At 44.2% G+C, this 14337-nt stretch carries 8 protein-coding genes; 4 read left to right on the forward strand and 4 right to left on the reverse strand.

Going from position 1 to position 14337, the window contains the following annotated elements; translation table 11 throughout:
• Nucleotide 1: 1 nt before the first annotated feature.
• Both NDI44_RS02335 and NDI44_RS02340 read right to left on the reverse strand, forming a co-directional pair.
• On the reverse strand, nucleotides 2–3376 hold the full coding sequence (locus tag NDI44_RS02335; protein WP_190413476.1) for an EAL domain-containing protein: 3375 nt from the start codon (nucleotides 3374–3376) through the stop codon (nucleotides 2–4).
• Between the two features lie 349 nt (nucleotides 3377–3725).
• Nucleotides 3726–5618 carry a PAS domain S-box protein gene (locus NDI44_RS02340; protein WP_339380706.1) on the reverse strand — a complete coding sequence of 631 codons (1893 nt, stop codon included), beginning with the start codon at nucleotides 5616–5618 and terminating at the stop codon, nucleotides 3726–3728.
• Nucleotides 5619–6099: 481 nt separating this feature from the next.
• Here NDI44_RS02340 and NDI44_RS02345 point away from each other — a divergent pair, with 481 nt between their 5' ends.
• On the forward strand, nucleotides 6100–6534 hold the full coding sequence (locus NDI44_RS02345) for a DUF2358 domain-containing protein (RefSeq protein ID WP_190413768.1): 435 nt from the start codon (nucleotides 6100–6102) through the stop codon (nucleotides 6532–6534).
• 62 nt (nucleotides 6535–6596) lie between these two features.
• Here the strand turns inward: NDI44_RS02345 and NDI44_RS02350 are convergent, their stop codons facing one another.
• Complete coding sequence (locus NDI44_RS02350; RefSeq protein ID WP_190413480.1) at nucleotides 6597–8675, reverse strand: PAS domain-containing sensor histidine kinase; 2079 nt, start codon at nucleotides 8673–8675, stop codon at nucleotides 6597–6599.
• Between the two features lie 395 nt (nucleotides 8676–9070).
• Between NDI44_RS02350 and NDI44_RS02355 the strand changes: the two genes are divergently transcribed.
• Both NDI44_RS02355 and NDI44_RS02360 read left to right on the forward strand, forming a co-directional pair.
• Nucleotides 9071–9325, forward strand: coding sequence for a DUF4212 domain-containing protein (locus tag NDI44_RS02355; protein ID WP_190413482.1), 255 nt, complete (start codon nucleotides 9071–9073; stop codon nucleotides 9323–9325).
• 8 nt (nucleotides 9326–9333) lie between these two features.
• Nucleotides 9334–11007 carry a sodium:solute symporter family protein gene (locus NDI44_RS02360; protein WP_190413485.1) on the forward strand — a complete coding sequence of 558 codons (1674 nt, stop codon included), beginning with the start codon at nucleotides 9334–9336 and terminating at the stop codon, nucleotides 11005–11007.
• Nucleotides 11008–11411: 404 nt separating this feature from the next.
• Here the strand turns inward: NDI44_RS02360 and NDI44_RS02365 are convergent, their stop codons facing one another.
• Nucleotides 11412–12770 carry a hypothetical protein gene (locus tag NDI44_RS02365; RefSeq protein ID WP_190413487.1) on the reverse strand — a complete coding sequence of 453 codons (1359 nt, stop codon included), beginning with the start codon at nucleotides 12768–12770 and terminating at the stop codon, nucleotides 11412–11414.
• 892 nt (nucleotides 12771–13662) lie between these two features.
• Between NDI44_RS02365 and NDI44_RS02370 the strand changes: the two genes are divergently transcribed.
• A complete protein-coding gene (locus NDI44_RS02370) occupies nucleotides 13663–14160 on the forward strand; it encodes an HNH endonuclease (protein WP_190413489.1) in 498 nt (165 codons plus the stop codon).
• Nucleotides 14161–14337 lie beyond the last annotated feature (177 nt).

The following is a 14337-nucleotide window of genomic DNA, read 5'->3' on the forward strand; positions in this document are numbered from 1 at the left end:
CTCACCACTGATGCTCTGCCGCCATGAATGTCTCGACAGATGCAACATCCAGAGGTCGGGAGAAAAAGTAACCTTGTCCATACTCGCATTGCAGGGTTCTGAGTTGGGCAAGTTGCTCTGCTGTTTCTACTCCTTCTGCCACCACATCCAAACCCAAGTTGTGAGCCAGTGTGATAATGGTACGGACAATCTCCCAATTCTCGCTATCACTGCTCATTCTACCGACGAAAGAGCGGTCAATTTTCAACGTATCAATCGGAAATCGGTGCAGATAACTTAAAGATGAATAACCCGTGCCGAAGTCATCAATATAGAGTTGGACGCCTAGTTTTTTCAATTGTAAGAGGGTCGCGATCGCAGATTCAGCATTTTCCATCACCGCGCTTTCAGTGATTTCTAACCGCAAACAGCCAGGATCTAAATCTGTTTCTTCTAAAATTTGATGGACTGCTTGAGCGAGATGAGGTTGCGTAAACTGTTTGCTCGATAGATTTACGCTAATAGTTAATGGTTGATGGTTGATGCTTAATGGTTTGTTGCCAGGAACACCGGATGATGAATCATTAACAAGTTGTTTTTGCCATACATACATCTGACGGCACGCTTCCTGTAATACCCACCAACCGATAGGAACGATTAGTCCAGTTTCTTCTGCTACTGGAATAAACTCAGCTGGAGAAATCAAACCGCGTTCTGGATGCTGCCAGCGCACTAGAGCTTCAAATCCAGTAATTTGACCTGTGGAGAGCGAAACAATGGGCTGGTAGTGAAGTAGAAACTCTTGGCGATTAACAGCCTGCCTCAAGTCAGTTACTAACTGCAAAAGTTCCACAGCGCGAGTGTGCATCGTCATGTCGAAGACCTCATGACGCGCTCTACCCAATGCCTTAGCACGATACATGGCAATGTCGGCATCGCGTAGGAGGTCTTGCGGCTGGTGAGAATCTGTAGTGTTAAAGGCAATGCCAATACTGGCACTGGTAAAGACTTCCTGCCCGTTTAGGTTAAAAGGTAAAGCGAGTTCATTTTGAATTTGGTTCGCAACGCGGGTGGCGTCACTCACATCTTGAATATCTTCTAGAAGAATCGTGAACTCATCTCCCCCAAGACGGGCAACCATATCTCCAGGACGCAGACACCTCTGGAGCCTGTAAGCGATTTCGACAAGTAGTTGATCGCCGATTGTATGTCCAAGGCTGTCATTAATCACCTTAAAGCGATCGAGATCCAGAAACAGTACAGCAAACAAGTAATCTTGACGCCGTTTTGTCAGCTCAACCAAATGTCCGAGCCGCTCCATGAATAGAGCGCGGTTGGCTAAACCTGTCAGCTTATCGTGAAAGGCATCGTGGATTAATAGATCCTCTACCAGTTTGCGATCGCTAATATCTGTAGCAACACCCAGCACTTGTCGGGCTTTTCCATCTGGCGAGACTAGAGACTTCTTAGTGGTTTGAAACCAACGCACGTTGCCTGTAGAGTCGGTGAGGGTCTCCTCAGAAATGATTTTTTCCGTTTCTCCTATTATCACTTCTCTGTCATCAGAGAGAAACCGTTCTACTTCCTCAAAATTTGGATTGAAATCTGCATCGGTTTTGCCAAGCAAATTTTCAACGGTTGTTCCATAAATACTTGCTAATGCTTTGTTAACCAGAGTAAATTTTCCGTCCCAGTCTTTGACAAAAATTAAATTTGGGGTGGAGTCAATCACATTGCGAAGAAACTCTTGTTGTACTCTAAGTGCTTCTTCTGCTTGCTTGCGGCTGGTAATATCTCGGCTCACAGCGAGGAGACATTGCTGATTGTCAAAGTCAATAATCTCTGCTGATAGTAATGCCACACGCGCCTCACCTGATTTTGTAAGGAAGGTAAATTCTATGTTGCGAACAGACCCTTCCTCTAGCAATATCTGCTTCATGCGATCGCGCTGCTCCTGATTTGCCCAAATCTTCAGCTCAACTGTGGTGCGACCGATGATTTCTTCGCGGGTATAACCAGTAATGTTTAACAAGCTATCGTTGACTTCAACAAGGCGTCCCTCTGCCACCGTACTGATAGTGATTGCGTCAGGAGTGGAACGGAAGGCTTTAAAGAATCTCTCTTCTGATGCCCGCCGCGCCGCTTCTGCTCGCTGGCGCTCTTCCATTTCGGCTTGTAATGTCTGATTCGCTTTTTCTAGCTCTTGGGTTCGTTCCCGAACCCGATTTTCTAGCTTTTCGTGCGCTTTCTGGAGTGCGGTTTCTGTCCGCTGGCGCTCAATGGCAATTCCTGCTAAGTTTGTCGCTATTTCAATCAGTTGTAAATCATAAGAAGTAGGGGTGCAAGGCTGGGAGTCGTACATGGCAAAAGTACCCAACACCTTGCCATCCGAATTAAGAATTGGTGTAGACCAACAAGCTCGCAGTTCGTTGCTCAACGCTAACTCGCGGTAATCTTGCCACAACGGATCGATGGCAATATCTGAGACAATTACAGGCTCCTTCCAATAGGCAGCTGTCCCGCAAGAAACAACACGCGACCCAATGGCGATTCCGTCAAGGGCACGATTATAGCTTTCTGGAAGACTAGGTGCTGCGGCGTGGCGGAGATTGCGCCCATTTTCATCCAGAAGTAGAACGGAACATCGCATTTTACTGGAATGTTTCTCAATATTGCGGCATAAGACGTTCAGGACGCTATTGAGAGAGTCTCCTCTAGCAATCATTTCCAGTACACGCTTCTGACTAGCTAAGAGACTTTCTGCTTGCAAGCGCTCAGCGATCGCTTGTCGCATATTTACTAAATTACGTCTTAGTTCCAGTTGCGCTACGACCTGACGACTCAGTGATAAGAGGGCTTCTTGCTGCTCAGGCTTGAGTTGACGCGGCACAAAGTCGATCGCGCACAGCGTTCCCAGCGCATAACCGGCGGGTGTGATTAAAGGCGCACCTGCATAAAAGCGGATATTGGGGTCAGTCGTTACCAAAGGGTTCGTGGCAAACCGTTGGTCGGTTAGTGCATCTGAGACGATAAACAAATCGGGTTGCAGAATAGCATGGGAGCAAAAGGCGATATCTCGCGGTGTTTCTGATACTTCCACACCGACTTTTGACTTGAACCACTGCCGATTCGCATCGACGAGGCTGATCAGCGCAATCGGTGTTCCGCAAATATGTGCAGCCACACGAGCTAGATCGTCGAAAGCCTGTTCGGGATCGGTATCAAGAATCTCATACTGCCTGAGGGCTTTCAGCCTTGCTGCTTCATGGCTAGGCATAGGCGCTTTCACCCAGGATATTTCTCCAGATTCGATGCTGGCGACATTTTTGTTGGCACTAGCTTTGGTTATTTTTTGGGATATAGCTTCAAATATACCTATCCGGCTCAGGTTTACCATATTCTGTTTTTCCGCAGATGGGTTAGCTATATTTATATTCTTAATTTTTACTTTTACCTTAATTTACATAGGTTCTTGAGGGATCTAAGTCACAAAAATTTCGTTTTTCTGTCACAAATTCCCTTAATAAGTTTTTAATTTTATTAATTTTTAGATGTAGAAAGTTAGTCTGTATACAGGATCACAAAGATTATTTAATTAATCTATTTACAACTTGGCTCGGTAGCCAAAATGCTGCTTATTTAAATTTTTGTATTCTAGCTGGAGCAACTGCAAAATTCAGCAACCGTGAAAATACGGGGATTTTATTGTCTTTAGCAGAGAGCTGCCTAATTTTTTATAAATTTTATCAAGATTTATACGGCTCTAAAAACAAGGCAGATGGCTTCACAAAAGCAGGCTGCCGACTGGTCTGGTGAATTGGAATTTCGATGGTAAATTCTGCCCCTTGTCCCGCTGCGGAAATACATTTTAATTGACCACCGTGTTTTTCCACAATCTGATAACTAATGGATAACCCCAACCCCGTGCCTTTGCCGATGCTTTTTGTGGTAAAGAACGGATCGAACACTCGTTGCTGCACCTCTTGACTCATACCAGGGCCGTTATCAGCGATGTAGATTGCTACCTGATTGGTGTTTAGCATTTGAGTATGAATCAGAATCGTAGGTAATTGTTCATGGGTACTTTCTTCCCCATGATTCACAACCCATGACCCATTGCCGATTGCCTCTTCGAGGGCATCAATTGCATTGCTGAGAATATTCATAAACACTTGGTTGAGCTGACCTGGGTAGCACTCGACTAGCGGCAACTTGCCATACTCTTTGACCAGTTGAATGCCTAAAGTGCCTCCGACTTGTTTCAAGCGATGCTGCAAAATCAGCAAAGTGTTTTCAATTCCCTCATGAATATCAACGACTTTCATTTCCGCTTCATCCAGTCGGGAGAAGTTACGCAGCGACAAGACAATTTGGCGGATGCGTTCTGCTCCCACCTTGATCGACGCCAGCAGCTTTGGGAGATCGTTCTTCATAAATTGGAAGTCGCTCATCTCTACATAGGCTTGAATTTCAGGAACCGGATGAGGATAGTGTTTCTCGTAGAGGGACAGCAGGTTGAGCAGTTCCTGAGTATAGTCGCTGATGTGAGTGATATTGCCGTAGATGAAGTTGACTGGGTTATTAATTTCGTGAGCAACTCCGGCGACTAACTGCCCCAAACTGGACATTTTTTCGCTCTGAACGAGCTTCGCTTGGGTTTGTTGAAGTTCTCGAAAAGCTTGTTCTAGCTGGTTTGTTTGTTGTCTCAATTGCGCTTCCGATTGCCGTAAGGCTTCCTCGGCGGCTTTACGTTCGGTAATGTCGGTAATCATTCCTAAGACACCGATGTATTGTCCTGTTTGATCGAAGATGGGATTTGTAGCAACAATCGCCCACAAGTTACAGCCATCTTTACGGGTGAATTTAAAGTCATGTTGTTCTTTAATTCCTTGGCGGCGACGTTCCATCTGAGCGATCGCGATCGCCTGACCTTCTTCATCCATGAATGCAAATAAAGTCTGACCTAGCATCTCAGGGATGGTATAGCCTAGCATTTGGGCCATCTGATTGTTCGCAAAAGATGTATTGCCTGCGGTGTCGAGAACCCAGATTCCCTCAGTCGTGGTTTCGACAATGCGACGATATTGCGCTTCGCTTTCCCGTAACGCCGCTTCTGTCTGCTGGCGTTCGACAATTTCCTGTTGTAACAAGATGTTGGCAGATTGTAGCGCCGCAGTCCTTTCTTCAACTCGTCTTTCTAACTCTAATGTGAGTTTTCGTAGTTCTTCTTCAGTGGCTTGGCGCTCGGCAATTTCCTTTTCTAGTGTGTTGTTGGCAGTTTCCAATAGCGCTGGACTAGGAAATACAAGTGCTTGAGGAATTAAGGGTATTAGCATCAACGCCGTATACACAGAAACCCCAGCCGTAAAGGCTTTCAAGAATCCTGATAACCAATAATACGGATGCCACAGCGTCGCCACCTCTGCTAGATGCGTCGTACCGCACGCAACAATGAATGTTCCAAACAACAGGAATATCCCATAAAAGGGCATATCTCGCCTTTTGGAGACAAAATATACCAGCATGATTGGAATCGAATAATAAGCGACTGCGATCAAAATATCAGATGTAATGTGCAGCCACACTAATCCAGGCTTCCACAGGTAACAATGCCCGTGGGGAATAAAATCTTTTGACAAAAAATTTTGCACAAATTTTAGCATCAAGATTTATGGCTGTAATAGTTTTTACATTTAATATTCAATTTGTATCTTATCTTGGAATATTTCATATATTTGTTGATTTTCATGAATAAGGTAACAATTTGCTTACAATTTGTGCAAACAATCGACTTTGACTATTTATGTGTTAATCGACAGATTTCAGAGAAATTACGGATAGCTAGCAGGTCATCTAGACAGCAACTATCAGTTTATTTTTAGGCAGAAAACTTTTGACTAGAAATCTTTGTCGCTAACGCCCTGACACAGCATTAGCTGGAGATACCGTCTACTGTAGAATTTCGGATCTTTTATTACTTTGTAAGCGATCGCATCCATAGACAAGAAGCAATCGCTGAAAATCAATGTAAAATCGCAGCTGGTCTAGAATCCGGTTTTTTGCAAAAAAAGAACTTAAAAAACCGCTAAAATCATCACTGTGCCGCTGGTTGAGGAGAGAATGCGGGTGGAATATCAATTACAAGTAGAACAAGTGGTGGAAACGCTTAAAAACGATCTACCCATGCTTTTTGAAAGAGATATTTCCTACGACATTTATACACAGGATATCTATTTTGAAGATCCAGTGAATAAATTTAAATGGAAATTCAACTATCGGATTATCTTTTGGACGCTGCGATTTCACGCGCAGCTATTTTTTACAGAAATATTTTTCGATCTTCATGATGTGGAGCAGACAGATGAAGACACCATTAGGGCGAATTGGACTGTACGCGGTGTTTTGCGCCTTCTCTGGAAACCTCGCCTATTTTTTAATGGCTACTCTACTTATAAACTCAATAAAGATGGGTTAATTTACAATCACATCGATACATGGGATCGCAAACCCAGCGAAATCTTGAAGCAGTTCCTGAAAAAGGGAGGGAATATCTAAGCTCAAATTTAAATGAATGCCTTGATTTTAGGAATTATTTTGATAAAAATAATTCCTAAAATTTATGAAGCTCGAACCAGAGGATTAATTGCCTCTACTTTAGACCCACAATTACTTGAATAAAGGGTAACAGCAAAGGTCGTTCCCACTCCAATTTCACTGTTTACTGAAATTTTTCCACCGTGTAAATCTACACAATTTTTTACGATAGAAAGTCCTAATCCAGTACCCGGAATCGTCCCCACATTATCAGCTCGATGAAAAGATTCAAATAACCGTGTTCTGGCTTCGGGAGGAATGCCGATTCCTTTATCTCGGATGGAAAAAAGTGCTGTTCCTTGTTCGCAAACTAAGTCGAACTGAATATTGCCGCCTTTCGGGGAATACTTGATGGCATTTGAAAGCAAATTCGTAAAAATTTGCCGAAGCAACTTTTCATCCATACAAAAATGGGTACTTTGACCTTGACAAGCGAAAGCGATCGCGTGTTGCTTGCTAATTGTCACTTGGATATCTTCCACGAGGTCGTGACAGAACTTTTCTAAATCTAAAGGTGCTGGATTAAAGGCAAGCTTCTTGGCTTCGGCTTTACCAATAAACAACACATCATCTAATAGATGGGTCATATTCTTGGCAGCTGCTTGAATGCGAGCAAAATACTCGCGTTTTTTTTCTTCACTTGCTTGATGTGGGAAACGTTCTAGTAATCTGGCAGATAGAATGATGATGCTCAACGGAGTGCGAAATTCGTGGGATACGGTGGTAACAAAGCGAGAACGCAGTTCGCAGAGTTCCCGTTCTTTTTCCATCGCATTCCGTATTTCAGCATCAGCTCGTTTCCGCTCGGTGATGTCTTCAACCATGCCTAATTCATAGAGGATTTCTCCAATTTCATTCCGGATTACCGTTACCGTTAACTTCACCCAGCAAATTTCTTGGTTTTTCTTGATATAACGTTTCTCAAGCTGATAGCTGTCTATGTCTCCCTGAATGATTTGCTTGAGATAAGGCGTTTCTATTTCCAAATCTTCAGGATGGTTAATATCAAAAAGGTCAAGGGTTGTCAGTTCTGACTCCGTGTAACCCAAAATTTCACAAAAGGCTCGATTTACCATGAAAAACCGATAGTCAGGTTTTCTGACTAAGGTGATACCGATAGGAGCATCATCAAAAACTCGACGAAATCTTTCTTCGCTCTCGCGCCGTGCTGCTTCTGCACGCTGGCTTAGCGCAGCGTGTCGCAGGCTTTGGCTAATTTCGTCCCGGAGTTGCTCGTTGACCTGTTGTAATTCTGCTGTACGCTCTTCTACTCTCTTTTCTAGTTCTTCGTTGGCTTCTTTTAGGGCGGCGGCTGCCCACTTTTGACTGGTAATATCTCTGACAGTGCTGAGGATTGCATCCACACTGGCATCTGGATTATGGATGGGGGTGATATTGTACTCGTAGTGCCTGAAACCCTCGATGGCGGGAAGGTAAGCTTCGCCAGTCATCGGTTGCCCAGTAGAAAATACTGTCTGATGGTGCGCTTCAATTGACCCCATATTTTCCGGTTGCAAGCCGAGTTCTTGCCATGTCTTCCCCACTATGTCACTACGCTGGAACCCCAGTGCCTTGGCACCTGCAACGCTAGTATCGGCATATTTTCCCGCTCTATCGATCAGATAAATCTGATCTGGAGAAGCTGAGAGAATTTGGTCGAGGTTTGTGGATTGTTGCTTAACTTGGGCGGTGAGTTGTTGTAGTTCTAACTCAACGGCTTTATGCTCGGTGATATCTTTGGCAACTGCATAGAAGCATCCATTTTGATGCGGTAACGTTCTCCAAGACAGCCATCGATAGCTGCCATCCTGGCAGAGATAGCGATTTTCAAAATGAGCGATCGCATTGTCAGCAGATTCTCCGGATGCGGTTAGCGTTGCATTAACATCATCTGGATGGACAAATTCAATCCAAGGGCGCGACATCAATTCTTCCAGCGTCCAGCCCAAAACGCTCTCCCAGGCGGGGTTGAGTTTCTGGAAGTACCTATCTTGCCCGCAAATGCCTAAGAGATCGAGGGACAGGTTAAAAAATGCATTGAGTTCGGACTCTGCTTTCGCCAGCGGCTCAGTCGGTTCGCTTGGATGCTTGGGATTGTTCACAGTAGCCCTCTTGGATGTTTACTCCCCGTTATCTTTTATTAGTATTCCCATCGCTTCCGACAAATAATGCAGAGTATTCATCCCAATTCTTACAAAATTTTGCATTTTGTTTTTAGAATCCCAATTTATGTATTTACTCGGAAGCGATCGCGGATTTTCTGCCACTTCCTAAGTTTAAGAAGCTGAAGCATTGCGGTATACGCTGAGCATGTAAGTGTAAATCTTCAAAAACCCGGATTTTGTAGGAACTGAAGTTATCTCCCTCCGGGATTTTACGTTTAGTTTTACGAGATGTTTCGCTGCTAGGTGGCTGCATCAAAAGAGCGCGATCGCGTCCACTCCTGATAATCTAATCAAGTTATTCTCTTTTGAGGTTCTGGCAACCGTAAAAATCTATGCATCAAGATAAACGTCAGGCTTACTGGCGAGCCAATACTGCTTTAATTCGAAATCTTTTGATCGTTTGGGCGCTAGTATCCCTCGTTTTTAGCATTCTGTTAGTTGAGCCATTGAATGCGGTGCGTTTTGGTAACGTTCCCCTCGGCTTTTGGATGGCACAGCAGGGTTCTATTTTTGTCTTTGTAGGGCTGATTTTCATCTACGCCGTGCAGATGGACAAGCTCGATCGCAAATACGATATCGATGAGTGAGGGAAATAATGTCAGTTGAAATCTGGACTATTTTATTGGTTAGTCTTTCTTTCATTGGGTACCTCTACATCGGTTGGCAGTCGCGCGTTAAAGAAAGTGCAGGCTTTTTCGTGGCTGGGCGTGGAGTTCCACCCATCGCCAACGGTGCAGCGACAGCAGCAGATTGGATGTCGGCGGCGTCGTTTATCTCAATGGCAGGGTTGATTTCCTTCTTGGGTTACGACGGCTCGATCTATCTGATGGGTTGGACGGGTGGCTATGTTCTGCTGGCGTTGTTGCTGGCTCCCTATTTGCGGAAGTTCGGTAAATATACGGTGCCGGACTTTGTGGGCGATCGCTATTACTCCAATGTCGCCCGTTTAGTGGCAGTTGTGGCGGCAGTTTTTGTTTCCATGACCTACGTCGCTGGACAGATGCGGGGTGTGGGAATTGTGTTCAGCCGCTTCTTGCAAGTGGATGTAAGCACTGGCGTGATCATTGGGATGGTGATTGTCGGCTTTTTCTCCGTTTTAGGGGGAATGAAGGGGATTACCTGGACTCAGGTGGCACAGTACGGCGTGTTGATTATTGCCTACTTGATTCCCGCGATCGCGATCGCCATGCTGCTCACCGGCAACCCGATCCCCCAACTGGCGTTCCCTTTTAGCGATATTGTCCCGAAATTAAACCAAATCCAGGTTGACCTCGGTTTTCAGGAATACACCAAACCGTTTGTCAACAAATCGATGCTGGATGTTTTGTTTACCACCATTGCTTTGATGGTGGGAACTGCGGGACTTCCCCATGTCATCGTGCGCTTTTACACAGTTCCTGATGTCCGTGCGGCGCGTTACTCAGCGGGTTGGGCGCTGCTATTTATCGCGATACTCTACACTAGTGCCCCCGCACTTGCAACGTTTGCCCGTTATAACCTGATCGACAGTTTGCACAACCAGACGATTCAGGAAATTCATCAACTCGACTGGGTGAACAAGTGGGAAAACACCAAGCTGCTTACTTTTGAAGATAAGAACGGGGATGGGCGGATTCAGCTGACGCCCGATAAAGCCACCAGCGAGATCGGCATCGATCCGGATATTATCGTTCTCTCAACACCAGAAGTGGCAAAACTCGCTCCGTGGGTGATTGGCTTGGTGGCGACGGGAGGGTTAGCGGCGGCGCTGTCTACCGCATCCGGTTTGCTTTTGGTAATCTCCAGTGCGGTTGCTCACGATATCTACTACCGCATCATTAATCCAGGTGCGTCAGAATCGCTGCGAGTGATGGTGGGTCGAATTATGGTCGGGTTTGCGATCGCAATTGCCGGATACTTCGGCATCAATCCTCCCGGTTTTGTGGCGCAGGTGGTGGCTTTTGCCTTTGGTTTAGCCGCAGCCAGCTTTTTCCCAGTCATCATTTTAGGTATCTTCGACAAGCGGACAAATCGGGAAGGCGCGATCGCTGGGATGTTAGCTGGTCTTATCTTTACCATCTCCTACATTGCGGGTGTCAAATTTTATGGGATGTCACCCTGGTTTTTCGGCGTTTCTGCTGAGGGAATTGGCACCTTGGGCATGGCGATCAATTTTGTTGTCACCTGGGTTGTTTCGCGTCTAACTCCGCCACCGCCGCTGGAAATACAGGAAATGGTGGAAGAGTTACGCACGCCAGGTGGGGAACCAGTCGCTTCGTCAAGCCATTAATCCTCGTTTGGATTTTAGATTTAGGGGTTGGGACGACCAAACAAGCGCCGCAACATAACTTCAAAATTGGCACAAGCGGCAGATCTACAACAAAATGGTATAAATCAACACACAGGTAGGGGTGATTCATCAATCGCCCCTTTTTTGTAGGCTGGTGGAGTAATTTTTTGAGACTCGCTACATAGATGCGATCGCTCTACAGGTCTACTAACTCTAGCTCTACAGGTTTACCAACTTATACCCATCATTTTACTGGCGCTACACTTACGATTTTCTTTTTGCTCCCTTGTGAAGAGGGTTGGGATTTCTGATGGCTAGCATCACCAGGAAAAATTAGTATTGAAGTAAGTTCCACCATCCCGCTTTAAACAGGTAGCCCTCTAGAGCCACTACCAAGTTTCCGGTTACTTCCGATACTTCCGAGAGAAAACTCGATAACCCTTCCCATCAATACTACCCGACGGAGAGAGGCTATCCTCCTCCATATTTACTAAATCGAATTGAACATTTTCTGTATAAATTGTTAAAGTAATTCTGATTACTTCTAAAAAGTTAATTACCCAAGAACATTCTTCTTGCGAATATTCTTCATAGTATTGAATCAATTTAGCTAAACAAACTTCTAAATGAGTCCGAGTGGGAGGACAAATTAGAATAATTTTCAGCAGTAGGATTGCTAGAGTAACCGATTTTCCTTCAGAAGCTAATGAAACGAACAGAGAAGAAGGTTCTCCATTATTCTTGATCGTTAAACATTCAATTACCCGTTTACAGGTTTTAATCAGCAGAAGGCTATTGATCTCTTCTTCATCAGCCTCTTTATAGATAAATTCTAATATTTTCCACAAATTAGTTTTTAAAGTCTCTACCTGACCTTGGCTTTCAGTCGAATAAAATAAATATTTTAGCAAGCCTTGTTTAAAATGCTTGTATTTCAATTCTTTGGTTTGTTTTAAAAAAATATTTGCAATGTTTTCATAGCTAAACATTCCGCGTCTAGCGATAACTTTTTTAACTAAACGGAGTGCTTGATCGCCCAAAGCCGTAGGATTTTGGTTTTTCTTATTGTTAAATCCCCTAGACTCAGAATGAGCTGTGTACATTGCCAGATCAAACTTAAACTGGTCTTTCAACTGCTTTGATAAGCCTTTAGCAGCTTGGCGCTGTTCTTCAGAATTTTTCTTATTAACATACTGAGGCGCTAACAAATAAGATGTATAACGGCTCTTCCAATGGTCTTGCTCTCGATTTTCATATCTAGAAACAAATAGCTTAAGTTCCTCATAATCTTGGCTATTAACGAAATCTGCAAGCCAAGCCTTTAGACATTTTACACTTGGAGATGAGATGCTATCACAGTTAGCAGAATTAGAAATTAATTGAATTAAATCTTTTAAGGCTTGGTAGTGGCGAGCCAATATCCAGTTATTGAGAAGAATATAACAAGAACGCTTTAATGTATTTTTAAATTCTTCTTCATTTTTAGAATCAACAATTGTTTTAAGTGCTTGCAGATGTGCTGAACCAATCGCCTTGACTGGATTAATAAATAAAGTTTTAAACTCATACAGAACTAAATCTGGTGCCCATTGTTTAACAATGTCCAAAAAAAACTGACAAATTATTTCCTGAGGATCTGGAATCTTCGGCACCAGCTTGTTTGAATTAATGAGTGGTTCAGTCTGATGAGTATCTAATAAGACATCCTTAAGTGTGGATGTCTTAAGAACTCTTGAGTGCTTACTGGTTGCTTGAACTTGCATTGCGCTATCGAGAATTCTTTATTCTAAATGTAAACTTTTTCTTTAGAGGATTTGGTGATTGAAAACCTTGATAGCGTATGATAGTCGCCTCATGACTTAGTGAGGCTGGATACCGCATGAATGTGACGCCTGTCACGCAGACGTCACATTCATGCGGGTAGCAAGTTTTTACACAGCGCGCTTTTTAGCATGATTGCCGCCCGTACAGGACTTCTCAGCCTACATCAAGAAGCGGGTGAATGCTGAGTAGTATGCTCTTTCATCTGATTAAGGCGCGGGGTATCATCTATGTCAAAGTATGTCAAAGGCAATGACCATAGAACTACCAATCTCTTTACCCCTAGAAACCGTACTATCTTAACAGGGTGCCCGAAAAGTATGGCAGGTAGGCATTGCTCGCCTAATTTCATGCAACGTCAAAGCAAAAAAAATCCCGACTTCCTATAGCAGCCGGAGTTCTGAAAGGCTGGCATCTTCCAACTGAAATTAGGATTGCGATAAGAGAACGCTTGAAAAATCTATTGATACAGTTATTAGTTTTTATATTTTTAAATTGATTTTTTATCTTTAAAAAAAATTAATTTAAAGGATAAGTCACGTTTATAGCAACGATTAGAAAAAGTTAATGTAAAGACGGAATGTTGAAGAAGCATTTTCGGGACTCAAAGACAAAATTTAAGTGTTATTCAACTATAGTTTTCTCTTAAGAGAACTGTTAGAAGCTGTCGTATAGCAGTGTTGAGGTCTGAAATCGGCAGGCTGAGGAGTGAGGTCTGAGGTTTGAATGAAAACAGGAATGCTCTCCTACTCCCTCTCTATCTCTTGACCCTGACAGCGTTTGGGTTAACTGTGTTACCATCTGGAAAAATCTTCTCAATATCTCAATCACCCTATGGGCAAGGTTCTGGTGTTAAACGCCTCTTATGAACCGCTCAACATCACCAGCTGGCGGCGGGCTGCTGTCTTGTTGATCAAAGGGAAAGCAGAGCGGGTTGAACACAACGGCAAATACGTCTACTCAGAGTTTCCACTCCCAACGGTTATTCGGCTGCGCTACTATGTCCGGGTTCCTTATAAGGAAATTCCCCTGACTCGTCGAAATATCCTCCACCGCGATAGTCATTCTTGTCAATATTGCGGTTATACCGGGGACGATTTAACGCTCGATCATGTAATTCCCCGCTCTCGTGGCGGCGGCGATACCTGGGAAAACATTGTCACCGCCTGCGTGCGCTGCAATGTTAATAAAGGCAGCCGCACCCCCAAGGAAGCCAACATGATTTTGCGGCAGCCGCCTCGCAAGCCTTACAGTAGTCTGCACTTTGAAGTTGCGAAACACCTCAAAAGTGGTACGCATCAGGAGTGGAAAAAATATGTGATCGGCCTTTAGCCCCCTGCATTTAAATCAACTGCGGGGGGTTTTAAAATTTGGCTAGTCAAGAGACTGGCAAGTACGGGTGGTGCCCCTAGTACTGGGGGCAGAGGAACATTGCACTCTTCCTTAACCCCTCATTGCCAATCGGTAGCCATGAAAGAGCAAGAGCGCAACTGTAAAAGGTCAAGACCG

This window comes from Trichocoleus sp. DQ-A3 (genome assembly GCF_039961975.1).
GTDB lineage: Bacteria > Cyanobacteriota > Cyanobacteriia > Cyanobacteriales > FACHB-T130 > FACHB-T130.